Below are 25,809 nucleotides of genomic sequence, written 5' to 3'. Positions count from 1 at the left end.
CATCGCGGCAGGGCTCCGGGTCCGTGTTCTGACGGGTGGCAGCCGGGGTGAGCCGTGCGCCGGCGAGCGCCGACGGCGCGGGTCAACCTACGGCGCTGCGCCCGCGTGGGTTTGCTCCCGCGCCGCTTGCCGGAAGAGTCGGGCCGACGTGATCCACAGCGCGACGAAGAACCCTGTCAGTATCAAGGCGTTGCCCGATCCGGCGATCAGGGCGATCGCGGCGACGAGCGCCTGAGCGAGCGCCGTCACGACCAGCGCGCGTTCCATCCCTTGCGGCTGGAAGCGCGCGATGAAGGCCCCGATGATCCCGACGGCGAGCACTCCGCCAAACATCAAGTTGACGGGGTTCTCCTCACTCCCGATGATGCCGACGGCGAGGTTCATCCAGACGAGGAGGAACGCTGTCGCGAGCGCAACGCCGACGGCGGCCCTGTACGCCTTGTTGCCCGTCGCCCTCGCCGCCAGCTCGTAAGTGCCGCAAGCGCCGACCAGCATCGCGCCGAAGATGGCGAAATCCGCCAGGTCCCAGGCCACCTCTTCGGTGAGCTGCATCGCGACCAGGGGCAGCAGCAGGACGAGCGCTGCAGCGCCCCAGACCGCCATCCGCCGAGGGCTTCCGCGCCGTCCGCCACCGTTGTCCGTCGTTCCCGCCATGGCCTTGCCTCCGTGCATGGGTGAGGCCTTCAACCTAGCTCACACGACGGGTGACCGGCATGAGCCGCTCGTGGAGCTTGGTGGCGCCGCGCGTGGAGTTCTCGTGCAGGATGGCGGCGCGGCAGCGGGAGCACGAGCGGCAGCGCTGGCCGCTGGATCGCGGCCCCCGGGGCCGTTCAAGCGCGATCTTCGACGCTGGCGCTCGCCATCAGATCTCGATCGGCCAGCCGAGGTGGCGCTCGTACATCCGGCTCCGGTGCTCGAGGAGCGCGCGCGGCACCGCGTCGCCGATCGCCTCGCGCGCGGTCCCGAAGGCCTGGCGGAGCAAAGGCTGGAGGCGGGGGCAGTCGCTCTCCGGGATCGGGCAGAGCGGGGTCAGGAAGGTGGCGGCGTAGACGTCGAGCGCGTTCGGACGGTCGCCGTCGAGGTAGTCGCGGCCTCCGTCGAGGCGGGCGGCCAGGGTGGAGAGCGTGGTCACGACGCGGGCGCGCACGCGGTCGAGGTCGATCGCGGGGGAGTAGCCGTAGCGCGCCGCGAGGTAGCGCGCGACGGGCAGCGGAAAGCCGCGCTCGCCCCCGCTGGTCATCGAGGCGTGCACCATGAAGACGCGCGCGTTCCAGCCGAGGCCCTCCTCGCCCGCGATCTCGTGGAGCAGGCCGACGGTGCGGACGCGGTGATCGAGGTCGTCGGGCAGCAGGGCGCCCGGCGGGCCAAGGCGGGCGGCGAGGGTCGTGATCGCGGCCCAGTGGGCGCGCGGGGGCTCGTCGTCGTGGAAGACGACGGGCACGTTGTCGGCGCGCGTCCACGCCGCGAGCTCCGCGTCGTCCCGCGAGAACCGCACCACACGCACCGGCACGCCCTGAAGCCGGAACATCCCCTTCGCGGCCTCCGACCACGGGCTCGGAACCACCCCCGACGCGACCATGCGGACGCCGCGGGCCGCCTTCGCGGTCGCGACGTCGACGAACTCGATGGGAACCATGCGTCCGATGCTGCCCCCAGGCGGCCTCGCCTTTCAAGCCACACCGGCCGATTCCACGCCGATCGCGGCCGCGAGCCCCGCCGCGCGTCCTCCCACCAGCGCACCCACCCGGCGCCCGACGGGCCGTTCGCGTGAAGCGAAAGGCAGAGTTCGTCAAGGGATCGATCCCGAGCGCCTGCGAAGAGCGACGCCATCAACCCCGGTGTGTGGGGCGTGAACCACATTGTCTCCAGGCGACTCCGCCATCGCATCGACGGGCTCGGCGGTCGAGAGATGCCGCTCGATCCGGAGCGCCCTGGAAGCGTCGCATCAGCGGCGTTGCATCAGGTCGAACCCGACGGTCTGGTGCGGTTCTTCATGGACTTTCACCGCAAGACCGGATGACCTCGATCGCCAAACGGCCGGGCGGTGCGCGGAAGGCGGGCCAGCACCGGGGCGCGACGCCGAGTCGAACGGGGCGAGCGCTCGCGGGGGTGGCCTGAAGAGCGCCCTGTCGATGCCCGGACGGATTATCGAGACATCGTCGCTTTTCCAGGAGAGTGAACGAAACTCACACGGTTCCATGTCCGAGCCAACGCGCGCAACGTGACTGCACGGCAAAACCACGCAGAGTTAGAAAAGAGTCTTGACTTTCATCTGGTATTTGTATGAATACTCTATCCCCCTCGGCGGTCCGGAGCATCTTCGGCCGGTCGCCGGAGTCGATCGACGGACGCACAACGACCGACTCTGTGGGAGGCACCTTCCTGATAACTTGCTTCTTGCGGCTGCGCGTCCAGGTTGCGTTTACTTTCTCTGATGTAGGCCCCCGTCGTACGGGGTGTCCGCGTGTGAGATGATCGTCTTCGACGATCATGGTGTACGCCAGGCAGTTGGTCGGCAAGCGCGCGCGGATGCAGCCGTGAACAAGAGCACGGTTGACGGAAATCTTGAACTCTAACCTATGGGTCGATGGAGCTCGCAGGCGTCGCGCTTTTTTTCAGATATGCCTCGTGAATCAGCCTGCGATTCGATCGACCCTGTCATGGAGAATCTTAATGAGCTTCACTCGCCTGCTTGGCTACATGTCAGCTTCGGTCGCGTTCGGCGTGCTCGCGTGCAACGTCATGCCCGTCGAGGATGCGCCCATCGAGGATGAGGAATCCGGTGATCTCGGCTCCGCCGTGGCTAGCGCGGACGGCTCGGTGGATGCGGTGCTCGCGATTCAGTCGGATTGGGGGAGCGGCTACTGCGCGAGCGTGAAGGTCAAGGGCCTCAGGGCCGTCACCGGCTGGAGCGTGACCGTGGCGCTCAACGGCTCGACCAACAGCACGCCGTGGAACGTGAACGTCACGCCGGGGAGCGGACAGTTCACTGCCAGAAACGTGGCCCACAACGGAACGCTGGCTGCGGGCCAGACGGCGGAGTGGGGGTTCTGCGGCAGCGGCTCCGGGCGGCCTTCGATCGCGTCGGTCAGCGGCACCGGCGGCTCGGGCTCGTCTTCCTCGTCGAGCAGCAGCTCGAGCGTGTCGTCGAGCAGCAGCTCGAGCGTGTCGTCGAGCAGCAGCTCGGGGACGGGCGGCGGCGCGGGCGGCGGCGGCGGGGCTGGCGGCGGCGGCGGGGCCGGCGGCGGCGGCAGCACGTGCACGGCCGCGGATCAGAGGGTCTGCGCCAATCAGACGGGCACCCACTGCGGCCTCACCTTCGAGTACTGGAAGGACTCCGGGACCGGCTGCCAGACCAACACGGCCGACGGCTTCAACGTCGAGTGGAACAACATCAACAACCTGCTGGGTCGCAAGGGCGTGAGGCCCGGGTCGAAGAACTCGATCGTGACCTACGATGCCGACTACCGGCCGAACGGCAATTCGTACCTGGGTGTCTACGGGTGGACGAAGGGCCCGCTCGTGGAGTACTACATCATCGACAGCTGGGGCAACTGGCGGCCGCCGGGCGGTGAGGGCCGTATGGGCTCCGTCACCAGCGATGGAGGCACCTACGACATCTACCGGACCCAGCGCGTCAACCAGCCTTCCATCGAAGGCAACACGACGTTCTATCAGTACTGGAGCGTCCGTACGTCGAAGCGCACGAGCGGAACCATCACTGTCGGCAACCACTTCGACGCGTGGGCGCGCGCCGGCATGAACATGGGGAGCCTGTACGAGGTCTCGATGGTCGTGGAAGGGTACCAGAGCAGCGGGTCTGCTGATGTGAACGTCTCCATCAGGTGAGTACTGGGTCTTGAGCCTCGTCGGTGGGCAGGGGATCCTGCCCACCGACGGACGGCCTCCTTCCCCCTTTCCCCCCGCCGATCCTGGCGATCACGATCAGGAGCGCCTCCTGACGCAGATCGTCCACGTCGGCCGAGCTTCCCCAACACACGAGCCTGATCACGGCGCCCATCCCCTCGACCCGGAGGGTCCTGGGAGCGGACGCGCCGGGATTGTCCAGCGACCGAGCTCCCGCCGGTTCAGCGCAACGCCTCACTCGATCCGTGCCAGCATCCTGCCCGGCTCCGGGCCATGGATGGGACGGATCGAACACCCACGTCACTGCAGACGAACCTCCCATGGACGCTCGAGCAAGCGGGCGCCGCGCTGCAGAGCTGGTCGCGCGAACCCGTGAATCGCATCGCGATCCAGAGATCCCGCGACACGACGGCCGAGGTCGTCGAGCGCATGGCGGCGTGCTGGAGCTGAGTGGCGAGAGCCGCCCCCCACGGGCCGCTCACGAGCAGGGCGAGCGGGCCGTGGGCAAGGCGGATAAGGGCGGGTCTACGGCGTCGGCGCGGGCGCGCCGTCCTGGATCCACTGGCGGAGGGCCGCGAGCTCAGCGTTCGTCAGGGTCGGCTTGCCGTCCGCGGACTGCGGCATGACGCCCGTGTTGCAGCTGGCGCTGGCGGAGGGCCTGCATCCTGCGGCCGCAGCCGTGCCTGCGGCCTTGCGGTAGAGCCAGCTCTGCTCCGGATCTCCCGGCACCACGAGCTTGAACTGCCCACCGCCCCTGGCCGGCTTGTTGACGAGGCCCGCGACGATGTCCGCCGAGCTGATCTCGCCGCCCAGCGACAGACCTGCCTGCGGGCCGGTCGACGGCGCAGCGTGGCAACCGCTGCACTTGTGGACCGCGCTCTCGAAGATCGGACGGACCGTGGTGTGGAACACGCCGGACTCGGTGGGTAGCGGATCTACCGGATCCGGAGTCAACTCAGGATTGATGACCCGAGCGATCGCGTCCATCTCGTAGCACTGGGCCGCCACGGCGTCCTTCAGCTCCTGGTCGGTGGGCGACAAGCCCTTGGCGACGCGGTACTTCTCCCAGACGTTGTCGATCCAGCCGTGCAGCTTCCAGAACATGTAGTTGTCGATGTTCGTGAACTGGTTGCCGAGGCCGTGGTCGGTGTTGTTGGAGCGCACCCATTTGAAATGGAGATCCCCGTGCAGGCCGCTGGCCGTCAACGATGAACCGGGGATGGCCTGGCCGGCGAAGCACTGGAGCCACATGCCGAGCGCGCCTTCGTCCGGGAAGCGGCTCAGGTTCTCCGGCTTGTCGATCTCGTCGGCGATCTTGGCGTTGGCGAGCGTCGTTGCGCTCCAGGGCCTGAAGTCCGCTCTCCACTGCTGGGGCAGCTCCTCCGCCGTCGTGGGGAACTTCGTGAAACCCTCGAACTGCTCGGCGTGGTTCGGCCAGAGCTGCTTCAGCGACTGGATCATGTGCCGGTGCATGGCGAGGAACTGGAAGCCATCGCCCGTGGTCTTACACTCCTGGTCCGACGGGACCGGGACGGACGAGTTGCAGATGTTGACCCTGCTCATCCCGCCGAACCCGCCGGCACCGCAGCGCCGGATGCTGTGCCACTCGAAGTGGGCGGCTTGCCATTCGTTCTGCTCCATCCAGGCGATGACCTCCGGCTGCACGGTGAGATCGATCTGGCCGTTCTTGGCGAACTCCGCCGGACCGTCCTTCATCATCGCGTCGCTGGGGTGAGGATCGAAGCCGTCCACGCAATGATCTTTCGGGTGTACGTCGCCCGTTCCGCTCGAGCTGCCGGTGCCACCTGCGGCATTTCCGGTGGACGAGGAGGCCGTGGTCGCGGCGGAGGTGGACGGGGCGCCGCCGCTGGTGACGGAGGCGGTGGGGCCGGCTCCCCCTGATCCCGGGGTGCCCATGTCCGGAGCTCCGCCGGTGCCCCCGGCGTCAGGATCGCCGCTGCTGCAGGCTCCCAGCAGGAGGGCCGTGGCGCACGAGAGGAAACCGAACGTGCGTTGAGAGATCTTGCCGAATGACATGATGGACAGGCCTGCCTGATCGTTGGTTCGCATGGTGCTCCTGGTGACCGCTGGATGCCGGGCGCGTGCTCCCGCGCACCCGTTGGACGAGGCCCGGATGGGGCGTCGGCCAACGGCTGGTCGCGTTGCATGACACGTGGCTTCCGAGCAGATAAGCGGGTCAATAATTGTTGCGAGAAGATCGTCGCCGACTTTGGATGAGCCGAGGGGAGAGGAGACTCGTCCACTCCACGATCATCAGGTCGCCGGTGCCGCCGGTCGTGCGGCTGCTCGCTGCACGCCGACGGACACCGTGACCTGCCACCTGAGCTTGCGGGAAGGCGCCGCTCGTGACCCCTGGGCGCCGGCGATTCAGAGCCCCTCCCAGCCCGCGAACGCTTACGTCTTGTCTTCTAGTCGCTGGACCGATCGATGCTCAAGGCCCAGCGCTCACTCGATCGAGACCTTCACGTCAGCGCTACCGCTGCTCTGGTATCCTTCCACGACCAGCGAGACCTCATAGAAGGTCCCGAGGGTCAGCCCCTGGCGCCCCCAGGCGTCGAAGTGGTTGGCGACCGTGATGGTTCCGCTCGTGCGCTTCTCCTTGCGGACGCTCCAGAACTGATAGAAGGTCGCGGTGCCATCGATGGACGGCTGGTTGACGCGCTGGGTCTTGTAGATATCGTAGGTGCCTCCATCGCTGTCGACGGTGCCCACGAAGCCCTCTCCACCCGGCGGACGCCAGTTGCCCCAGCTATCGATGATGTAGTACTCGATGAGCGGGCTCCTTGTCCACCCGTAGACACCCAGGTACGAATTGCCGTTCGGGCGGTAGTCGGCCTCGTAGGTGACGACATGGTCCTTCCCGCCCGGCCTCACGCCTTTGCGGCCCAGCAGGTTGTTGATGTTGTTCCAGTTCACCCTGAAGCCGTCAGCCGTGTTGGTCAGGCATCCCTCCCCTCGGTCCTTCCAGTACTCGTAGGTGAGGCCGCAGTGCGTGCCAATGTCATCGCTGCACACCTCCTTGTCGGGCTCCGTGCACCGGGTCGGCGTGCCGCCGGTCGAGGCCGAGGTCGTGGTCGTGGTCGTGGTCGAGGTCGAGGTCGCGGGTCCCTCCGAGCCTCCGGTTCCTCCCGAGCCCACGGTCGCGTCCGAGCCCCCGGTCCCGGTCGTCGCCGGTCCGCCCGAGCTCGTGCTGCCCGTTGTCACGCCGGTCGACCCGCTCGCGCCCCCGGCAGTGCCGGTGCTGCCACCCGTTGTCACGCCGCTCGTGGTCGTGCCGCCCGGCCCAGCCGAGCCGCCACCCGACCCGGCTTCCCCGGATGAATCATCCGACCCCGAGCAGCCCACGGCAACGAATCCTACGATGAGAGCGAAAGTTTGAAGTGAAGCTGAACGCACATCTCCTCCTTGGCTATCCGTTTTTATTCCCGGATGTCGCCATAGTGATCACGGCTGGCAAAGACTTTCGATAGGCAAAGCGGCCCTGGGGTTTTCCTGGTGCCGATCCAGGGCCAGCCCTCAGGCTCGCTCCGGCCAGACCGCAGACGCGTTCGCGCAACCGCCGCCGGTACGGTGAGCCTGCGAAAGGCTGCCAACACAAGATCGAGGGGCGCTTCGACGAGGCGGCGGCGCTGCACGCCGGGGCGGGCGGCTCGGACTTGCCTCCGTGGCAGACGAGCCCGACCGCGGCACCACTGAGCTCGGCGTCGGCTTGGCTGGAGGCGCTCCGGCACCGCAAGGCGACCGAGCGGGCGGAGGCGGCGGCGGCGCGGGCGAGACTCCGGGGGGCAGTGGCGGCGAGGGGGAGCCCCGCCGCGGGTGGGCAGACGGGGAGTGGTGGCAGCGATGCCACCGGTGGCAGATGGTTCGGGACCGTTCTGGGTAGCTATCGAGATAAGGTGAATGTCGTCCCGGCAGACACGCACTCGCTGGTCGCCCTGTACGCGCCGCGCGGGTTGCTCGTCCTGGACAATTCGCGTATCGGCGAGCTGGGGTCGGTCGCCCAACACGCGGCTACCGCGGCTGGTGGAGAGGTGTACAAGGCGCCCGGCGCGGAGGAGAATGTCGATTATCACCACGGCAGGCCCTCGGACCCGCACAATCATCGCGGTTTCTATCCGGAGCAGGCGGAGCCGCTCAGAAGGGCCATTCGGGCCCACCTGACTCGGACGGCTGACCCGGATGGAAGAATGGATCCGCAGCCGGTCGCCACGGCCGATCTGGCGGAATGGATCGACTGGGACACTCTCACGTTGGAGTGATGGCCGTCGTCCGCCGCCTATCGCGGCTGGTCATTCACGGGGGAAACGGCACCCTGCGGGGAACGTGGCGTCGGCGATGCCGACCCTGCTGGTTCCCGAACCTGCCGACCGTGGCCGCGCAATCGCGCATGTCGGAGGAGCTCCGCCGTCGCCTGGCGGCGGTGGCACCGTGCTCGCGCGCCTGCAGAGGCTCCGCCCCGCTGCGCAGGCGCCTCCGGGCCTGGACGCGCGCTGCGCGCGGTGATGAAACAGAGCGCGGACAAGGTGGCGTGCTCGGTAGCCTCTCTCACCGCTCTCCGAACCGAAGCTCGAAGAGACGGCAGCGGGAACGCAGCGCTTCTCTCGGGGAGAGGAGCGACCGCTCTCTCACCTCGGTCGCCCGAGGATCGATACCTTAGGACCGTTCTAGTTACGAAAACCGAGCACTGTCGGCCCGCGGCGTCAGGTATGAACGCGCGTCGCGGGGTTGTCAAGCGCGTGGCGCGCGACGTCGCCGACGCGCCATGTGCCCGAGGGCCAGGGTCTGACCTCGGCCAGCGCGGCGCGGGCAGCGCGGGTTCTCGGATCAGGTTCCTTCCGGCCACCCTCACAGGTATGGTCAACCACCGACCGCACCGAGACCTCGATCCCCGAAGCGGAGACCTCATGCCGCCGAGCCGACCCACCATGATTGAATCCACCCCGCGCTTCCGACGCTCGGCCTCTTGCGGGGGCGCCGCCGCAGCGCTGCGGCACCTGGAAATGGGCCGCGCCAGCCCTCCAGGCGAGCTTTGGGCCCGGCCAGATCATCTGCCACGGAAGCTTCTGATGAGAGAGCACGCAGCAGTCCGGACGACAGAGACTCTCGCCACGGTGATGGCCGCGGCGCTCGCCCTCGTGTGCGGGAGCGCGGCATGCAACGCGATCTCCGGGGTCGACGAGCTCGACTTCTCCGGCACCGCCGGCACGACGGGCGGCGGCGCAGCGGGCAGCAGCGGTGGTACCGCCGGCGGCGACGCGGGGAGCGGCGGCACGGGCGGTGCTGGCGGCACGGGAGGCGCTGACGGTACGGGCGGTGCTGCCGGCACGGGCGGCGCTGGGGGCACGGGGGGCGCCGGCGGTACGGGCGGCGCTGGGGGCATGGGCGGCGCCGGCGGCGCGGCCGGCGATATCTCTTACGAGGTCTCCTGTGGGGGCGGCAACGTGGCCGTCGGCGTCCACGGCCGGAGCGGCGGCTCGATCGACAGCATTGGCCTGATCTGCGCGCCGCTCGCCGGCGACGGCACCCTGGGCACCGCCTTCCAGACGGTGACCGCCGGCGGCAACGGCGGCTCGCCAGGCAGCGTGATCTGCCCTGCGAGCCAGGTCCTGGTCGGGATCAACATCTGGGTCGACTCCCTGGTGTACCGGATCGAGCTGCTGTGCCAGACGATCGAAGCGTGGAAGATGAGTGATGGCACCACCAATACCGTCCCTGGCTTCGGCAACGCCCATAGCACGGCGTATACGGTCAAGTGCCCCGTGGGCTCCGCCGTCCTTCAGATCAACGGCGACGCCGACCAGCTCGTGCGCTCCGTGAATCCACGGTGTCGTATGCTCTGACGGCGGATGGCTACACGGAGGAGCTCAGCACCCTCGCGCCCAGCAGCACCCTCGAGCTCACGTGGGACAGGCGGGTGTGCGAGCGACGCGATCTGCCCGCCGAGCGCGCTCGATGCGGCCATGGCGCGCGCCCCCTCCGAGGTTGTAAGATCCCCCTCGTGCCGAAGGAGAAGGCCAGGCCGGGCGAGACGCTCATCGCGCGCAACAAGCGCGCGAGCTTCAATTACGATCTCGGCGACCGGTTCGAGGCGGGGATCGTCCTCAAGGGCAGCGAGGTGAAGATGCTCCGCGCCGGCAAGGCCGACCTGACCGACTCGTTCTGCACGGTCTCTCGGGGCGAGGTGTTCTTGCAAGGCGTGAGCATCGCCGAGATGGCCGGTGCGGCCTTCGGCCACCTGCCGAAGGGCGCGCGCAAGCTCCTCCTTCACCGGCGCGAGATCCAGCGCATCGAGCTGTCGATCGCCCGCGAGGGGATGACCGCCGTCGCCACCCGGCTCTACTTCAAGAGCGGTCTGGCCAAGGTCGAGATCGCGCTGGCGAGGGGGAAGAAGATCTACGACAAGCGCGAGGCCATCAGGGCGCAAGACGCCGAGCGCGAGGCGCGCGCCGTGGTGGTGCACGGACAGCGACGGTACGGACGCGCGTGACGCGCCGGGCGGGCTCGCAGATACCCAGCTCGGGCGTGGAGCGCAGGCCGGACCCCACCCCTGACCGTGGAGCTCCGGCCCCGGGCCGGCTCACCTCAGGTAGTCGGCGATCGCGTCGTACCAGACGCCCGCCATCCGGGCGTAACCCGCCTGATTGGGGTGGACCTGGTCGCCGAGCTCGGACGTGGGGAACCCCGTGAACTGATCGGCGAAGATGATGTGCGCGCCCGCGCTGGCGCGCTCCTCGACCAGCCCGGGGATGGTGGCGTTGTACGCGTCGACCGAGGCTGTGGCGAACGGCAGAGGGATGATGTTGCTCACCACGATCAGCGCGTCGGGCGCCTCGGCGATCAGCTCGTCCAGGAGAGCGCCGAGGCGGGTGTTGGCGCCGTTGGCCTCCCGCACCATGTCATTGGTGCCCGCATGGAGCAGCACGATGTGCGGCATGTCTCGGAGCGCCGGGGTCGGCACCCGATTGGCGATCTGCTGGATGGTCTCTCCGCTGATCCCCTCGTGATTGCGGGGGAACGGCGCGCCATCGACCATCGCGGGGCCGTTCATCGCCTGCGTGCCCGTGAAGGTGATCTCGTGGCCGTCTGCCCGGGCCAGGCGGAAGAGCTCGACCCGATAGCCGCCATCGAAGCCGAGACCGAAGGTGATCGAGTCCCCGAGGGGCAGGACCTTGCAGGGGCCCGTCTCCGGGCACGGCTGGAACCCTGTCGCGGGAGAACCCCCACTCCCGCCGGAGCTGCTGGACGTCGTGCCCCCGGAGGGGTCTCCACCGGCGCCCTCCCCGCCGGTGCCCGTTGCCCCGCTCCCCGTGGTGGCTCCCGTGGGCGCCTGCCCACCCGAGCCGACGGTTCCCGTCGTGCTGCCCGGTCCACCCGTGGTCGAGGCGCCTTCCGAGGCCCCACTGCCGCTCGTCGGAGCGCCGCCGGAAGACGCCCCCCCGGACCCACCGGAGCCATCGGTCGAGCCATCAGGAGCGCTGGAGCAGGCCAGGGCACCTACCAGGAGAACGCTCGCGAAAGGAATCCCGCGGGCGAAGGTGCCAGATGCAACACGGCGGACGAGGCGCGAAGAGGTCAAGGGCAACATGGGTGCAGAGCTCCCGGTCATGGCTGGCCGATAGGGTGAAATTTTGTGTCTCGAACAGACGTCCGGCGGGCGCTCGGCTCCATGTCACGCAGCCCGCACGACCTCTGCGAGGAAGTGGGGAAACGGTACGCGGCGCCCGCGGATCCGTCGTTCAAGTTCCCGGCGTAGGTTTTCAGGATCCCGACGCGCGGAGTGGATCCGCTCGATGCAATCGAGCAGAGGTGCGGCCCGGGGCAGGCTCAGTGCAAGATTCGTGCAAGAAAGGCTTGACCCCTTGTTCCTCGACGTCGACGATGGTGTGGGGCGACCCCGAGCATGACCGCGGAGTTTTCTTCGAAGTACGGGCTGGCTCTCACCGGATCGGACTGGGTGGGGCTGCCTCTCCGGATCGGGCACGTGCCCGAGAGCGGCCGGCTCGAGAGCCTCTCCAACGAGTCGGATGCGGTCCTGGTCTGGGCGGGAGGCCCCGCGCAGATCGACATTCGCTTCGTGGAGCCGACTTCAGGAGAGGTTCGTGAGCACTCGTTCGAGCGGCTCTCGGGCATGATGGACCTCTTGCCGCGGAAGACCAGGCTTCAGCGCATCGATTGGCGAGGGCGGCCGTCGGTGTGTACGTCGGTGAACTTTCCCGAAGCATCCATGTTGGCCCTCTGTTCGTCCCCGTCCGCCGTTCTGGTCCCGGAGCGTGGCCCGCAGTTTGGTCTGGTCGACGCCCACGTGGTCGACCTGGTCCATCGCCTGCAGGCGCAGGCCGTGGGGCAGGAGTACCTTGGTGCCGTCTACGTGCAGTCGCTCTCCCTGGCGCTGGCCTCCTACGTCACGGCTCGTTACGGAGCGGGGGCCAAGGCGGAGATCTCGCTGCGCACCGCGAGCCTCTCGGCCAGCCAGCGCACCCAGATCGAGAGGTTCGTGGACTGCGAGCTCTCCTCGAACTTCGGGCTCGTCGACCTGGCGGCGCTGGTCGGCTACTCGCCGGACCATTTCTCGCGCCTGTTCAAGCACGCCTTCCACCAGAGTCCCTATCAGTACGTACTCTCACGCCGCATCGAGAGGGCGATGACCATGCTCCGGGACGAGCGGCTGTCCATCGCCGAGATCGCCCTGGCCTGTGGCTTCTCCAACCAGGGGCATCTCACGACGGTGTTCAAGCGACGTACGGGGACGACGCCCGGCGCGTATCGAAAGAAGTGAACGCCGGCCGGCCTGCGCTGGCGCAGGCCGTGAGCGCGGGCCGACGGAGGAGGGCGGCGCCGTCCGGCCGTGGACTGGGCCTCCACGGAGCGTGCGGGCGCGTGCGTGCGTGCACGCACGCACGCGCCCGCACCGCCAGTTTCCTCAGAAAACTCGGGTATTTCGCCCCGGCACACCGTGGCCCACCCCGTGCTTGGGGCGAGGTTGACCCGCGGCGTGGTGCAACCCGCTGCCCCCACGCCCCCTGCTGGCCGAGGCGTACCGGCCCGGCGCGGTCCCGCAGGACTGACGCCAGGCTCGCCCGCGCCGCCAAGGAGAGCTCCGCGATGCCCAACGACGATGATCGCATGGTTCCGAGCAGCATGTCTCCGCGGACCCTCCGGCATTACGACCGGGTGTCCCGCACCGTGATCGATACCGCGCCCCCGCAGCCGGGAGAGCTCGAGGTCGCCCCCCGGAGCTCCGGCAAGGGCGGCGCCTGGCTCCGGCGAATCACCCTCGGCGCCGCCGGCTGGCTCGGCACGAGCCACGCCGCCTTCTGCATCCCCCTCATCACCTTTGTTGCGCTGCTCACCGTTCTTGTCTTCCGACCTCGCCATCTCGCATCGACCGTCACGGTCGATCTCCATCTCCCCTCGGAAGGAGCCATCCCCGCGGAGCGGCCCGTGCCCGGCAGGAAGCGCGACTGCAAGGAGGACCTCGCGTGGTGCTTCCGGTACGGCGCCACGGGCACCGAGTTCGGCGGGGGAGTCCCTTACTGGATCTTCCGCGTCATGCCGAAGATCTTCGAGGAGGAGTTCAAGGGGGGAGGCTACGAGCGCTTCGGCTTCGGCGACGACGACAGCACCTATTACACGTCGCGCCCGGTGGGCCGCGGGCTCTTCCTCGCCGACTCGACCCTGCACGTCCCGCTGCTGCGCACCAGCTTCGCGCTGAAGCGCGTCGCCATCAACTGCTCGGGGTGCCACCGCGGCGAGTACCTGAGAGCGGACGGCGAGGTCGCCTACGTCGACGGGATGCCGAACCACACCGCCGACCTCCAGGGATTCAAGCGCTTCTTCTCGCGCGCCTTCCTGGACGAGCGCATGACCGGCGAGCGGCTCATCGACGAGATCAACGCCGCGCTCGACGAGGAAGAGGCCCCTCCGCTCACCGTCCGCGAGCAGCTCGTCTACCGGGTCATCCTCGCCGAGCTGAAGCAGCGGGGTCGCGCGGCGGTCAGCGCCTGGATGGACCTCCGGGCCGACAACGGCCCGGGGCGAATCGACCCCTTCAACGCGGTCAAGTTCGAGGTCCTCGGCGCGCCCGACGACGGGACCGCAGCCCAGATCGACTTCCCCTCGCTGTGGAACCAGCGCGCGGAGGTTCGCCCCTGGCACCACGTCGACGGCAACACCATGAGCTCCATGGCCCGCAACCGCGGCTCGGCCATCGGCGTCGGCGCCGTCGCGCTGTCGCTCCACAAGGAGAACGTCGACGCGATCGGGCGCTGGCTCGAGCGGGACCTCCCGGCGCCGGAATACCCGTTCACGGCGCCCCCGCCCGAGCGGGTCGCGCGCGGCCGCGCGCTCTTCGTCGCGCACTGCGCCTCGTGCCACGGGCTCTACGACCGGCAGACGCGGACGGTCGCGCAGGTCACGGGCAGCCGTTACATGGCGCGCGTCGACGTCGGGACCGATCCGGAGCGCTCCAAGGCGTTCATGAAGCCGGCCGCCGACGCGCTCAACGCGTTCGGCGAGCGGCGGCACCTCTGGGAGAAGGACGCGTTCCGCCCGGTCAAGGCGGCGGGCGAGTACCTCGCCGGCCCGCTCGACGGGATCTGGGCGCGCGCTCCCTACCTCCACAACGGATCGGTGCCCACGCTGGGCGACCTGCTCAAGCCGCCCGCGCCGCCCGGCGAGCTCGATGCGGAGGAGGCGCAGGCGTTCCGGCCGAGGCAGTTCTACCGGGGCAGCCGGCGCTTCGACGAGCAGAACGTCGGCTGGCTGTCGACCGAGCCGATGGAGGGAGAGCGCGCGCTCTTCCTCTACCGCACCGTCGACGCCAACGAAGACCCGATCCCGGGCAACAGCAACGCGGGGCACACGTACGGCACCGGCCTCCCGCCGGGAGACCGTGAGGCCCTCGTCGACTACCTCAAGACCCTTTGAACGAACCGGACCAAAGGAGCACAGCCATGATCCCCCTCCTGGAAACCGCGCTCGCGTTCGCGCTGATCATGCTCACCGCGAGCCTGTTCGTGAGCGCGGTCGTGCAGGTGATCATCAACGTCGGGCGTTACCGGTCCTGCGTCCTCATTCACATGCTGCGATCGCTGATCCACGGGTTCCGCACGTTCCACAGGGACCCCGAGGTCGTCGACCCCGTGACCGGGCGCCCGGCGCCGGACGCGCTCTCCGGGGACGAGTCCTGCGAGATGCGCTTCGTGCACGAGGTGCTCGCAGATCCGGTCCTGCACGCGCGCAGCGCGAAGCTCGTGGCCGGATCGGACCCCGCGCGGCTCGCGCTCCTCGTCGAGTACATCGACGCCGACGATCTGATCTCCATCGCCGCCGGCGCGTCGGTGGCGGTCGACGCGGAGGGGCGTGAACGCCTGCTGCCCGGCCGCTGGGTGAGCTGCGGCCAGGGCGGCGCCGTCGAGACGAAGCGCTACGCGACGCTCGATCAGTTCTCCGCCTACGTGCGCCGCTGGTTTCCCACCCTCGAAGGGACGGCGTCCCAGACGTTCAAGCAGCGCGCGCGGCAGCTCACCCTCCTCGTCTCGATGATGGTTGTCCTCCTCTTCAACTTCGACGGCTTCCGGGTGCTCGCCCGGCTCCACGAGAACGGCGCCTCGCGCGCGCAGATCATCGCGCAGGAGGACACCGTGACGACCACCGCCGCCCGCCTGGGCGAGCGCCCGCAGCGCGCGCCGGACGAGCTCCGCGACGCGACGCTCGAGGATTTCCGGCTCGAGATGCAGAAGGCGGCGACCGTCCTCGACGAGGCGAACCTCGGCATCGGCTGGCAGGAGAGCTGGATCGTGGCGCGGTTCTGCGCGTACCGCGGCGACAGCGCCGCGGCCTCGCCGACGGCGCTCCAGCTCGCGCGCGACACGCTGTTCTGGCTGGCCGGGCTCGCGTTCTCGTGCGGGATGCTCTCGCTGGGCGCGCCCTTCTGGGTCACCACCTTCTCGCGGCTCATCCAGATGCGCAATGAGGTGCAGCACCGCAAGCGGCAGGAGAGCGCGTCCGGCGCGAGGCCCGCGAGCGGCGCCCTGGCGCTCCCCGCGCGCGAGCGCGCCGTCGCGAGGCCGTCCTGAGACTCCCAACGACAGAGAGGATCCTGGTCATGAACACGACGCTCGATCTCCACGAGGAGTGCCCGCCGCCCGGCGAGGAAGACTGCATTCGACGGCTCACCGAGGACATGAAGCGCAGCTACGAGCGAGCGTATCCGGCGGGCGCGTCGCCGGCGCTCCGCGGCGTGCACCCGAAGTCGAACGGCTGCGTGAGGGCCCATTTCATCATCGATGACGACCTGCCCGACGAGCTCCGGCGAGGCGTCTTCCGGGAGCCGCGCGTCTACCCGGCGTGGGTCCGCTTCTCGTCGACCTCCTCGCGCGTCCAGTCGGACATGCAGCGCGACTCCCGCTGCATGGCGATCAAGCTGCTCGACGTCCCGGGGGAGAAGATCCTCGACGGCGAGAAGGACGCGACGACGCAGGATTTCCTGATGGCGAACACGGACGTGTTCTTCGCGCGGAACGTGGCGGACTACGCCGAGCTCATGACCGCCACGCGCGCGCGCAAGCCCCTCTCGTTCTTCTTCTCGTGCAGCCCGCCCCGCCTCCGGCTGCGCGAGCTGATGAATTACCTCTGCGTCATGCGCAAGCCGGTGAAGAACCCCTTGCACGCCCGCTACTGGAGCCAGACGCCGTTCCGGCTGGGGGAGCGGGCGATGAAGTTCTCCGTGGTCCCGCGGCCCTGCGGCGCGCCCCGGGTCGAGGTCGAGCCGGGCGACGACGCGCTCAAGCAGGCCGTGGCGCGGCAGCTCGAGCGGGGGGACTGGATGTTCGACTTCCTCGTGCAGCTCCAGACGCACCCGACGCGGACGCCCATCGAGGACCCGACGATCCGCTGGAGCGAGGACGTGGCGCCGTTCCGCAAGGTCGCGACGATGGTGATCCCGGCGCAGCGGCTCGACCAGCCGGGACGGGCCGAGTTCGAGGAGAACCTCTCGTTCACGCCCTGGCACGCCCTGCCGGCGCACCGGCCGCTCGGCGGACTGAACCGCGCCCGGCGCGCGGTCTACGAGGCGATATCGAAGCTCCGCCACGAGAGGAACGGCGTTCGCCGCGAGGAGCCGAGGGCGCTCCGCCCGTGGCGCGGGCGCTCGCCGTCGAGCGAGCACCCGGCGCGGCCCGGGGGCGCGTGAGGAGCGCGCGTCCGGCGCGGCCTCGACGCGCGTGAGGAGCGCGCGTCCGGCGCGGCCTCGACGCGCGTGAGATCGTCATCCAGCATCCCAGCCCGCGCTCGAGGGCCGCTCAGGACCGGCGCGCAGCGGCTGCCCGCGTCACACGCCGCGTCGTACGGCGCGCGCTGACGCGACGCCCCGGAACGTTACCGATGTCGGTGCCACCGCACCGTGATAAACTCACGTTCCGGAATTTTCATCCGTGACGTCCTCCACGACCTTGACCGAGCCCAGCGCCCTGTGGGGCCGGAACGACCTGGAGCCGCCCCCGGAGCTCTTTCATCTGGTCGTCGCCTGGTCGCGCGAGGAGCCGAGCCGCCTCGGGGAGGCGGCGCTCGTCGAGGGGCGGTGCGTCCTCGGCCGCGGCGGGCCGCAATCGCAGGACGGCGCGCCGCGCCTCACGTTCCACCGGCAGCGCCCGATGGGGTGGGCCGCGATGCCGCCGCTCGAGGGGCCGCGGATCTCGCGCCTCCAGCTCGAGCTCGAGCCCACCCAGGACGGGCTGCTCGCGGTCCGATCGGTCGGGCGCTGCCCGCTCCTCATCAACGGCCTGCCCGCGACGCAGGGCCTCCTCAAGCCCGGCGACACGCTCACGCTGCAGAACGCCCTGGTGCTGCTCGTCGTGCGGCGGCGGTGGAGCCTCGAGGTGATCCAGTCGCTCCGCGAGGCGCCGCGGTTCTCGTTCGGCGACGCCGACGCCCACGGGATCGTCGGAGAGAGCCCGACCGTGTGGGCGCTGCGCGGCAGCCTCGCGTTCGCGGCGCAGTCCGGCAACCACGTGCTCGTGCGCGGCGAGAGCGGCGCCGGGAAGGAGCTCGCCGCCCGCGCCATCCACGCGCTCTCCCGCCGGCGCGCGGGCGTGTTCGTCGCGCGCAACGCCGCGACCTTCCCGGAGGGCCTGGTCGACGCCGAGCTGTTCGGGACGGCCAGGGGCTACCCCAACGCCGGCAGCCCCGAGCGCCCCGGGCTCATCGGCGAGGCGGACGGCGGCACCCTCTTCCTCGACGAGATCGGCGAGCTGCCGGCGCACCTGCAGGCCCACCTGCTGCGGGTGCTCGACCGGGACGGCGAGTACCAGCGGCTCGGCGAGCCGCGCGTGCGCCGCTCGGATCTGCGCGTCATCGCGGCGACGAACCGCCCGGCCGAGGCGCTGAAGCACGACTTCTCCGCCCGCTTCCTGATCAGCGTGAGCGTCCCCGGGCTCCCCGATCGCCGCGAGGACATCCCGCTGCTGCTGCGGCACCTGCTCGCCGCCGCCGCGCGCGAGAGCCCGGAGCTGACCGATCGCTTCTTCGAGCGCCGTGGCGACCGGCTCGCCGAGCCGCGGATCGCGCCGGCGCTCGTCGAGGCGCTCCTCCGCCACGCCTACACGCACCACCTGCGCGAGCTGCAGCGGCTCATGTGGATCGCCCTCAAGTCGAGCCCGGACAGCTTCCTCGCCCTCACGCCCGAGGTCCGCGCGGCGCTCCGCCCGGAGGTGACCGACCCCAAAACGGATCCCCGGGCCGGCGCCAGGTCGGAGCCCGGCAAGTCCAACCCGCCTCAGGTGTCCGACTCTGGCCCCCCGCTCGGGCGCGCCGAGATCGAGGCCGCGCTCGTGGAGTCCCAGGGCAGCGTGACAAGCGCGGCGCGCTCGCTGGGGCTGAAGAACCGCTTCGCCCTCTACCGGCTCATGAAGCGCCACGGCATCGCCGGGCCGGACGAAGAGGTGAGCGAGGGCTGAGCCGGCGCGCGCCGCCGAGCTCGCCGCGCGCGGCTCACGCGCCGCGCGCGGCCTGCGCCGGAGCGCGCTCGCCCGCGCGCATCCGGGCGACGATGACGCCGTACGCCCTGGTCCACGCGGCGCGGTGCGCCTCGGTCCAGTCCGCGGCGCTCACCTCGCGGAGCGCCGCGACGAGCGCCTCGCCGACCCAGTCGTACATCTCCGGGGTCACGCCGTAGGCCACGTGCTGCGCGCCGAGCGGCGCGAGCTTCTCCGAGAGCCAGGCGTCGTCCTCGTAATGGTCGAGCACCGCCATGAGCGTCCGCTCGAACATCGTGCCCTGGGCCCCGGGGCTGTTGCGCCTGAAGAGCGGCCTCGCCTGCGGGTGCCGCTCGAACAGGACCCGATAGAAGAGGCGAGGGAACTCGTGATCACGCTGCACGACGAGCTCGAAGCTGTCGCGCAGCAACTCGGCATCCTGGGATGACATGAGAGACCGCTCCTCCGTCACGGTGTGAGCATCGCGCCCGCGGCCAGGCATCGTTCATGCCGCGCGCCGCGCCCGTCTCCGGGGCGCGCGCCGCGCCCATCCCGGCGGAGCGCGCCGCGCCCGTCCCCGCGGCGCACGCCGCGCCGTGCGCGCACGCCGGAGGCCTGTGCGCGCACGCCTCCAGCAGCACACCTGAACGCAGCGTTGTCCACCCACGCGCCCATCGCCGCAGCGCGGCGCCGCTCGAGCAACAAAGCAAAAAGCGATCCGCTCGGCTGGCCAGTTGGTATCCTCGCTCGCGCACGGGGCGCTCATGCCGCACGCCCGGTGTGGCCGCTGGTGGAGGGCTCGATTCGTGTCGTTCCTCGAAGGTTCTCTGGTTGCGGGTCGGTTCCTGATCGAAGCGCTGGCCAGGAAGGGCGGCATGGGCGAGGTGTTTCGCGCCCGGGACATGACCACCGGCGCGCCGGTGGCCCTCAAGCTGCTGCACGCCGACGCCGAGCGCGCGGAGGAGACCGAGCGTTTCCTGCGGGAGGCGCGGTTCCTCTCCGACCTCAAGCACCCCGGCATCGTCGAGTACCTGGCGCACGGGAAGGCCCAGGACGGCCGGCCTTTCCTCGCGATGGAGTGGCTGTCGGGCAAGGACCTCGGCGAGCGCCTCGACCGCGGGCCGCTGCGCCTCTCCGAGTGCGTGACGCTGCTGACGAAGGTCGCGGACGCGCTCGCCGTCGCCCACGCGCGGGGCCTGGTTCACCGCGACATCAAGCCGGGCAACCTGTTCCTGCGCGACGAGCGCGTCGACGGCGTCGCGCTGCTCGATTTCGGCATCGCGCGCTACGCGGTCGCCGGCATGACGCTCACGCGGACCGGGCGCTTCGTCGGGACCCCGGGCTACATGGCGCCGGAGCAGGCGCGCGGCGACCGCGACCTCGCGCCCAGCACCGACATCTTCGCCCTCGGGTGCGTCGTCTACGAATGCCTGACCGGCAAGCACCTGTTCGGCGGCCGGGATCTGGTGGGCGTGCTCGCGAAGATCCTGTTCGACGACGTCCCCTCGGTCGCCCTGCTCCGCCCCGACACGCCGCCCGCGCTGGCCGACCTGCTCGCGCGGATGCTGGACAAGGACCCGCTCCGGCGCCCGCCCGACGCCGCGGCGCTCCGCGAGCAGCTCGCCGCCCTGACGCTGCCGGCCTGGGACGACGAGGCGCCGGCGCCCTCGCTCGCGTCGCCGCCCACCCCCCGGGCGATCACCGGCGAGGCGATGCAGCTCCTCAGCGTCGTCCTCGCGATGCGGTCCGCCGGCGACCCCCGGGAGACGCTGCCGCCCGCCTCGGCGCAGACGTGGGCCCGCCCGACGCGCGACGCCTTGCGATTCCGGCTCGCGCGCATCGGCGGCCGCGCCGAGTGGCTGGCCGACGGCTCGCTGGTCGTGGCCGTGCCGCCGTCGAGCAGCGCGCTCGATCAGGTGTCGGCGGCCGCCCGCTGCGCCCTGGAGGTGCAGCAGATCTGGCCCGAGGCCCGCATCGCGCTGACCACCGGCCGCGGGCTGCTCCAGGGCGGGGTCCCCGCCGGTGAGGCCATCGATCGCGCGGTGGCGCTCCTGCGCGTCGGGGCGGAGCCGACGCTGACGGCCGACGCCGAGCCCTCCTACGCGGCGATCGCGCCGGGGATCTGGCTGGACGAGCTGAGCTCGAGGCTGCTCGAGTCGCGCTTCCTCGTCACGACGATGGGCGGGCAGCTCGTGCTGCGGAGCGAGCGCGCGAGCGTCGACGAGTCGCGCCCGCTGCTCGGCCGGCCGACGCCCTGCGTCGGCCGCGAGCAGGAGCTCTCGATGCTGATCGGCGCGATCGAGGGGTGCATCGAGGAGGCGATGCCGGCCGGCGCGATCGTGATCGCGGCGCCCGGCATGGGCAAATCGCGCCTGCGGCACGAGCTGCTCCGGCGCCTCGGCGCCCGGGCGCCCGGCGTCGGGCTGCTGTTCGGCAGCGGCGCGCCGATGACCGCCGGCTCGCCCTACGGTCTGCTCGGCGAGGCGCTGCGCCGCCTCTGCGACGTCGAGGTCGGGGACCCTCCCGCGGCGCAGGAGGCCAAGCTCCGCCTGCGCGTCGGCCGGCACGTCGCGCCGGCCGACGCCGAGCGGGTGAGCGAGTTCATCGCGGCGCTGTGCGGCGTCGCGGTCGAGCAGCCGAGCGCCTCGCTGCGCGCCGCGCGCGGCGACCCCAGGATCATGAGCGAGCAGATCCGCCGCGCCTTCCTGGATCTGCTGCGCGCGGAGACCGCGGCGCGGCCCTGCCTGCTGGTGCTGGAGGACCTGCACTGGGGCGACGCGGCCACGGTCAACCTCGTGGACGCCGCCCTGCTCGAGCTGCGCGAGCGGCCCTTCTTCGTGCTGGCGTTCGCGCGCCGCGAGGTGCACGACGTCTTCCCGAAGCTGTGGGAGGGGCGGGTCGTGCAGCGGATCCCGCTCGCCGGGCTGACCCGGAAGGCGGCCGAGCGGCTGGTCACCGCGGTGCTCGGCGCCGAGGTCCCGGCCAGCCTGGTGGCGCGCATCGTCGAGCAGGCGGCCGGCAACGCGCTGTTCCTCGAGGAGCTGATCCGCGCGGTCGTCGAGGGCAAGACCGAGGGGCAGCCCGCGACGGTGCTGGCGATGCTCCAGGCGAGGCTGTCGTGCCTCGAGCCGCGGGCGCGCAAGGTGCTCTGCAGCGCGAGCGTGTTCGGGCAGACCTTCTGGCGCAGCGGCGTGCTCGCCCTGCTCGGCCAGGAGCGCGCGTCGACCGGCGGGGACGGCGCGGACCGCTGGATGGACGGCCTGGTCCGCTCCGAGATGGTCGAGGTGCAGTGGAGCAGCCGGTTCCCCGGGGACACCGAGTACCGGTTTCGCCACGCCCTCGTGCGCGACGCCGCGTACGGCCTGCTGGCGGTGGACGACCGCGTCGTCGGCCACCGCATCGCCGGGGCGCACCTCGAGCAGGCGGGGGAGGCGGATCCCATGGTGCTGGCCGAGCACGCGCACCTCGGCGGGGAGCTCGAGCGCGCCGCCCTCCACTACCTGCGCGCGGCCGAGCAGTCGTACCGGAGCAACGATTACGGCGGGATGCTCGCGCGCGTCGAGCGCGGCATGAGCTGCGGGCCGCGCGGCGACGTGCTGGGCCGGTTCCTCGGGATGAAGCTCGACGTCTGCTTCCTGCGCGAGGACTGGCAGGTCGGCCTGGAGATCGGCAAGGAGGCCCTGTCGCTGCTGCCGCGGGGCAGCGTGGCCTGGAGCAGGGCGGTGGGCCGGCTCGTCGTGATGACGGGCCACCTCGGCCTCGCGGGCGAGCTGGAGTCGCTCGTGAACGCGATCATGAGCAGCGAGCCCGAGCCCGGGGGCGAGGCGGCGTGCTGCATGCCCGTCTCGACGGCGATCACGGCGCTCAGCCACTGGGGCATGCGCGATCTCTCGCTGCGCCTCCTGGCGCGCCTGGAGCAGCTCGCGACGCGCGTCCCCGAGGGCGAGCAGCTCGCGCACGCGCAGCTCCGCTTCAGCCGCTCCACGTTCCTGCGGCTGCTCGGGGACGACCCCTGGCAGGCGTACGAGGACGCGCGGCGCGCGGAGGAGGTGTTCACCCAGGTGAGCCCCTGGCGCTGGCGCGAGTTCGCGGCGAGCGCGACCGCGCTGGCCATGGCCGAGCTCGGGGAGTGCGCCGAGGCGGAGCGCAAGCTGCGCGAGTCGCTGGAGCGCACGCTGCGCATCAACGACGCCTTCGCGCTCTCCAGCGCCCGCGTCTGGCTGACGATCTTCCTCGCGGAGTGCTGCGCGCCGGAGCAGCTGGACGAGATCGTGGAGCTGGCGAACCAGCTCATCAAGATCGGCGCCATGGAAGCGACGATGGGGTCGGCGCACGGCGCGCTGGCGCGGGTCCTGATGGCGCGGGGCCGCCTCCCCGAGGCGCGTGAAGAAGCCGAGCGGGCGCTCGCGATCCTGCAGCGAGACCGGTTTTACCGGCCGCTCGTCCACCGGACGCTCATCGAGGTGCTGCTCCGGGAAGGGCGCGTGGAGGCCGCCCGGCGGGCCTCGGACGAGGGGCTCCGCTGCCTCGAGGCGCTCGGCGGCTCGCTCGGGTACAGCGAGATCCCGCTGCGCCTCGCGGTCAGCGAGGCGCACATCGCCGCCGGGGACGCGGCGCGCGCGCGGGCCGCGATCGAGCAGGCGCTGCGCGCGGTCGAGGCGCGCGCCCGCAAGATCCCCGACGCGGCCGCGAGGCTCCGCTACGTCGAGCAGGTGCACGGGAGCGCGCGGGTGAGAGAGCTGGCGCGCGCGTGGCTCGGGCGCGACGTCGAGCGGCCGCCGGGCGGCGAGGGATGTTAAGCAACGGTTAGCGGGCGCTTCGGCGCGGCGCGCCGCTGCTACGCTGCCGCGACGATGGCAGCGGAGCGGAGCGCGGCGTCGATCGTGTACATCGAGGACGACGAGAAGCTCGCGCGGCTCACGGCGCGGTACCTCGAGTCGCACAACGTGCGCGTCACCGTCGCGACCGACGCCCGCGAGGGCATCGCGTGCGTCCTGCGCGAGCGGCCCGACGTCGTCCTCCTCGATCTCATGCTCCCCGAGATCGACGGCTACGAGGTCTGCCAGAAGCTCCGCGCCCGCGTCGACACGCCGATCATCATGGTCACGGCGCGCGGCGAGGAGGCCGACCGCGTGATGGGCCTCGAGGGGGGCGCGGACGACTACATCGCCAAGCCGTTCTCGGCGCGGGAGCTCCTCGCGCGCATCCGGGCGCAGGCGCGGCGCGCCCGCGGCCTCTCGGGCCCGGCGGCCGAGCGGCTCCTCGTCGTCGGCGCGCTCACCATCGCCCCGGCCGCGCGGCGGGCGACCCTCGACGGCGTCGAGCTGTCGCTCACGACCTACGAGTTCGACCTGCTCCACGCGCTGGCCGGGCGCGCGGGGCGCGTGCTCACGCGCGAGCAGCTCGTCGATCTCGTGCGGGGCAGCGCCGACGAGGCCTTCGATCGGTCGATCGACGTCCACATCTCCCACCTCCGCAAGAAGCTCGGCGACGATCCGAGGAGCCCCCGGATCATCAAGACCGTCCGCGGCATCGGGTACGTCTTCGCGATCGACGCGACGGATCTGGCGTGACGCATGGCGATCCGGGACCTCTTGCGCGGGCGGCTGGCGCTCCGCATCTACCTCGTGGGGCTCGCGCAGATCGCGGTCATCGTGGCCGGCTTCATCGCCGTCATGGAGATGAACCGCCGGACGGGCGTGAACCCGGGCAAGCAGCAGCTCCGCTTCATCACCAGCGTGATCGCCCGCTCGCTCGACGATCCGCGCGCGCTCGATGGCGCCCTCGCGATCGTGCGCGAGGACCTGAACGCCACGATCTCCGTGATCGATCCGGACGGCGCGTTCCTCGCCACCAACGCCCCCGGGGGGCGTCCGCGCTGCGACACGACGGCCCCGGCCTTCCCGCCGGACCCCGAGGCCCCGCGCTGCTACACGGCGCCGCTGCGCTTCCCTGACGGCCGGCAGGGGCGCGTCGAGGCGATCCCCCCGCCGATGCCGCCGCCGTTCAGCGGGCTGCGCGTGATCGCCTTCGTCCTCGTCGTGGTCGGCGTCTCGTCGTGGCTCCTCGGGCGCACGCTCACGCGCCCGCTGCGCCAGCTCTCGTCGGCCGCGCGCGCCTTCGGCGGCGGCGACCTGAAGGCCCGCGCCGCCCTGCGGAACCGGGACGAGCTCGGCGACGTCTCCCGCGCCTTCGACGAGATGGCCGAGCGCGTGGCCGAGCTGCTCAGGGCCGAGCGGGAGCTGCTCGCCAACGTCTCGCACGAGCTGCGCACGCCCCTGTCGCGCATCCGCGTGGCGCTCGCGCTGATCTCGGAGGCGGAGGGGGACGTGGCCGTCGCCCGGGAGCTGCTCGCCGACATCGGCGGCGACCTCGACGAGCTCGAGCGGCTCATCAGCGACGTCCTCACCGCCGCCCGGCTCGACCTCGAGGACGCCGCCTCGCCGGGCGGCATCCCCCCGCTCCGGCGCGAGCGCGTGGACGTCCTCGATCTGCTCGCGCGCGCGGCGTCGCGCTTCCGCGCGGCGCACCCGAGGCGGGCGCTGCGGGTCGACGTGCCCGAGGAGCTGCCTCCGGTCGACGCCGACCCGGTGCTCTTGCGGCGCGTCGTCGACAACCTGCTCGAGAACGCCCACAAGTACACGGAGCGGAGCGCGGAGGCGATCGAGCTCGTCGCGCGCGGCGGCGAGGAGGTCGCGATCGACGTGATCGACCGGGGCGTCGGCATCGCCGCCGCCGATCTGCCGCGCGTGTTCCGGCCGTTCTTCCGCGCCGACAGGAGCCGCACCCGCGCGACAGGGGGCCTGGGGCTCGGCCTGGCGCTGGCGAAGCGCATCGTCGACGCCCACGGCGGCCGGATCGAGCTCGCGAGCGCCCCGAACGAGGGGACGCGCGCGCGCGTGCGGCTCCCGATCGCGCGCGATCCGTGAGGGGCAGGGCGCGATCGGGA

19 protein-coding genes are annotated in these 25,809 nt (G+C 71.0%); 13 read left to right on the top strand and 6 right to left on the bottom strand.

Annotated features, from left to right (window positions below):
• Positions 1–87: 87 nt before the first annotated feature.
• On the bottom strand, positions 88–654 hold the full coding sequence (locus WME76_RS22055) for a hypothetical protein (protein ID WP_437962139.1): 567 nt from the start codon (positions 652–654) through the stop codon (positions 88–90).
• 208 nt (positions 655–862) lie between these two features.
• Positions 863–1,636 carry a glutathione S-transferase family protein gene (locus tag WME76_RS22050; protein ID WP_437962049.1) on the bottom strand — a complete coding sequence of 258 codons (774 nt, stop codon included), beginning with the start codon at positions 1,634–1,636 and terminating at the stop codon, positions 863–865.
• A 213-nt stretch (positions 1,637–1,849) separates the two neighbouring features.
• Between WME76_RS22050 and WME76_RS22045 the strand changes: the two genes are divergently transcribed.
• Together WME76_RS22045 and WME76_RS22040 are read left to right on the top strand one after the other, a co-directional pair.
• A complete protein-coding gene (locus WME76_RS22045) occupies positions 1,850–2,020 on the top strand; it encodes a hypothetical protein (RefSeq protein ID WP_437962048.1) in 171 nt (56 codons plus the stop codon).
• A gap of 653 nt (positions 2,021–2,673) precedes the next feature.
• Positions 2,674–3,849, top strand: a complete 1,176-nt coding sequence (locus tag WME76_RS22040; protein WP_437962047.1) for a glycoside hydrolase family 11 protein — start codon at positions 2,674–2,676, stop codon at positions 3,847–3,849.
• 543 nt (positions 3,850–4,392) lie between these two features.
• On the opposite strand, the gene WME76_RS22035 is transcribed toward WME76_RS22040, so the two are convergent.
• Both WME76_RS22035 and WME76_RS22030 read right to left on the bottom strand, forming a co-directional pair.
• Positions 4,393–5,619 (bottom strand): hypothetical protein, encoded by a 1,227-nt coding sequence (locus tag WME76_RS22035; protein WP_437962046.1) that lies wholly within the window; start codon positions 5,617–5,619, stop codon positions 4,393–4,395.
• A 714-nt stretch (positions 5,620–6,333) separates the two neighbouring features.
• On the bottom strand, positions 6,334–7,233 hold the full coding sequence (locus WME76_RS22030; RefSeq protein WP_437962045.1) for a glycoside hydrolase family 11 protein: 900 nt from the start codon (positions 7,231–7,233) through the stop codon (positions 6,334–6,336).
• A gap of 443 nt (positions 7,234–7,676) precedes the next feature.
• Here WME76_RS22030 and WME76_RS22025 point away from each other — a divergent pair, with 443 nt between their 5' ends.
• The 3 genes from WME76_RS22025 (at position 7,677) to smpB (ending at position 10,375) form a co-directional block, all read left to right on the top strand.
• On the top strand, positions 7,677–8,147 hold the full coding sequence (locus tag WME76_RS22025) for a glucuronyl esterase domain-containing protein (RefSeq protein WP_437962044.1): 471 nt from the start codon (positions 7,677–7,679) through the stop codon (positions 8,145–8,147).
• Positions 8,148–8,954: 807 nt separating this feature from the next.
• On the top strand, positions 8,955–9,728 hold the full coding sequence (locus tag WME76_RS22020) for a hypothetical protein (protein WP_437962043.1): 774 nt from the start codon (positions 8,955–8,957) through the stop codon (positions 9,726–9,728).
• Between the two features lie 158 nt (positions 9,729–9,886).
• The gene (smpB, locus tag WME76_RS22015) at positions 9,887–10,375 is read left to right on the top strand and encodes an SsrA-binding protein SmpB (protein ID WP_437962042.1); all 489 of its coding nucleotides are present in this window, start codon (positions 9,887–9,889) and stop codon (positions 10,373–10,375) included.
• A 90-nt stretch (positions 10,376–10,465) separates the two neighbouring features.
• On the opposite strand, the gene WME76_RS22010 is transcribed toward smpB, so the two are convergent.
• Complete coding sequence (locus WME76_RS22010) at positions 10,466–11,464, bottom strand: SGNH/GDSL hydrolase family protein (RefSeq protein WP_437962041.1); 999 nt, start codon at positions 11,462–11,464, stop codon at positions 10,466–10,468.
• Between the two features lie 324 nt (positions 11,465–11,788).
• Between WME76_RS22010 and WME76_RS22005 the strand changes: the two genes are divergently transcribed.
• The 5 genes from WME76_RS22005 (at position 11,789) to WME76_RS21985 (ending at position 18,842) form a co-directional block, all read left to right on the top strand.
• Positions 11,789–12,664, top strand: coding sequence for a helix-turn-helix domain-containing protein (locus WME76_RS22005; RefSeq protein ID WP_437962040.1), 876 nt, complete (start codon positions 11,789–11,791; stop codon positions 12,662–12,664).
• 326 nt (positions 12,665–12,990) lie between these two features.
• A complete protein-coding gene (locus tag WME76_RS22000; protein WP_437962039.1) occupies positions 12,991–14,814 on the top strand; it encodes a hypothetical protein in 1,824 nt (607 codons plus the stop codon).
• Between the two features lie 26 nt (positions 14,815–14,840).
• Complete coding sequence (locus WME76_RS21995; RefSeq protein ID WP_437962038.1) at positions 14,841–15,965, top strand: hypothetical protein; 1,125 nt, start codon at positions 14,841–14,843, stop codon at positions 15,963–15,965.
• A gap of 29 nt (positions 15,966–15,994) precedes the next feature.
• Positions 15,995–17,080, top strand: coding sequence for a catalase family protein (locus WME76_RS21990; RefSeq protein WP_437962037.1), 1,086 nt, complete (start codon positions 15,995–15,997; stop codon positions 17,078–17,080).
• 241 nt (positions 17,081–17,321) lie between these two features.
• Positions 17,322–18,842 carry a sigma 54-interacting transcriptional regulator gene (locus tag WME76_RS21985; protein ID WP_437962036.1) on the top strand — a complete coding sequence of 507 codons (1,521 nt, stop codon included), beginning with the start codon at positions 17,322–17,324 and terminating at the stop codon, positions 18,840–18,842.
• Positions 18,843–18,876: 34 nt separating this feature from the next.
• Here the strand turns inward: WME76_RS21985 and WME76_RS21980 are convergent, their stop codons facing one another.
• Positions 18,877–19,311: a globin domain-containing protein gene (locus WME76_RS21980; protein WP_437962035.1), complete on the bottom strand. Its 435-nt coding sequence runs from the start codon at positions 19,309–19,311 to the stop codon at positions 18,877–18,879.
• Between the two features lie 424 nt (positions 19,312–19,735).
• Between WME76_RS21980 and WME76_RS21975 the strand changes: the two genes are divergently transcribed.
• The 3 genes from WME76_RS21975 to WME76_RS21965 are packed head-to-tail and all read left to right on the top strand — an operon-like array spanning position 19,736 to position 25,789.
• Positions 19,736–23,659, top strand: a complete 3,924-nt coding sequence (locus WME76_RS21975; RefSeq protein WP_437962034.1) for a serine/threonine-protein kinase — start codon at positions 19,736–19,738, stop codon at positions 23,657–23,659.
• Positions 23,660–23,713: 54 nt separating this feature from the next.
• On the top strand, positions 23,714–24,433 hold the full coding sequence (locus WME76_RS21970; RefSeq protein ID WP_437962033.1) for a response regulator transcription factor: 720 nt from the start codon (positions 23,714–23,716) through the stop codon (positions 24,431–24,433).
• 3 nt (positions 24,434–24,436) lie between these two features.
• Positions 24,437–25,789, top strand: a complete 1,353-nt coding sequence (locus WME76_RS21965; protein WP_437962032.1) for a HAMP domain-containing sensor histidine kinase — start codon at positions 24,437–24,439, stop codon at positions 25,787–25,789.
• The last annotated feature ends 20 nt before the right edge of the window (positions 25,790–25,809 follow it).

It is taken from the genome of Sorangium sp. So ce119 (assembly GCF_051524405.1).
Lineage (GTDB): Bacteria > Myxococcota_A > Polyangia > Polyangiales > Polyangiaceae > Sorangium > Sorangium cellulosum_G.
The sequence above is the reverse complement of the archived record's forward strand: the minus strand, read 5'-3'. Positions and strand labels throughout refer to the sequence as shown.

Bases quoted from the DNA above. Each gene is read 5' to 3' on its own strand.
- WME76_RS22020 (WP_437962043.1), top strand. From the start codon at position 8,955: ATGAGAGAGCACGCAGCAGTCCGGACGACAGAGACTCTCGCCACGGTG.
- WME76_RS21980 (WP_437962035.1), bottom strand. From the start codon at position 19,311: ATGTCATCCCAGGATGCCGAGTTGCTGCGCGACAGCTTCGAGCTCGTC.
- WME76_RS22040 (WP_437962047.1), top strand. From the start codon at position 2,674: ATGAGCTTCACTCGCCTGCTTGGCTACATGTCAGCTTCGGTCGCGTTC.
- WME76_RS21975 (WP_437962034.1), top strand. From the start codon at position 19,736: ATGGGCGAGGTGTTTCGCGCCCGGGACATGACCACCGGCGCGCCGGTG.
- WME76_RS21990 (WP_437962037.1), top strand. From the start codon at position 15,995: ATGAACACGACGCTCGATCTCCACGAGGAGTGCCCGCCGCCCGGCGAG.
- WME76_RS21970 (WP_437962033.1), top strand. From the start codon at position 23,714: ATGGCAGCGGAGCGGAGCGCGGCGTCGATCGTGTACATCGAGGACGAC.
- WME76_RS21965 (WP_437962032.1), top strand. From the start codon at position 24,437: ATGGCGATCCGGGACCTCTTGCGCGGGCGGCTGGCGCTCCGCATCTAC.
- WME76_RS21995 (WP_437962038.1), top strand. From the start codon at position 14,841: ATGATCCCCCTCCTGGAAACCGCGCTCGCGTTCGCGCTGATCATGCTC.
- WME76_RS22000 (WP_437962039.1), top strand. From the start codon at position 12,991: ATGCCCAACGACGATGATCGCATGGTTCCGAGCAGCATGTCTCCGCGG.
- WME76_RS22050 (WP_437962049.1), bottom strand. From the start codon at position 1,636: ATGGTTCCCATCGAGTTCGTCGACGTCGCGACCGCGAAGGCGGCCCGC.
- WME76_RS22005 (WP_437962040.1), top strand. From the start codon at position 11,789: ATGACCGCGGAGTTTTCTTCGAAGTACGGGCTGGCTCTCACCGGATCG.
- WME76_RS22055 (WP_437962139.1), bottom strand. From the start codon at position 654: ATGGCGGGAACGACGGACAACGGTGGCGGACGGCGCGGAAGCCCTCGG.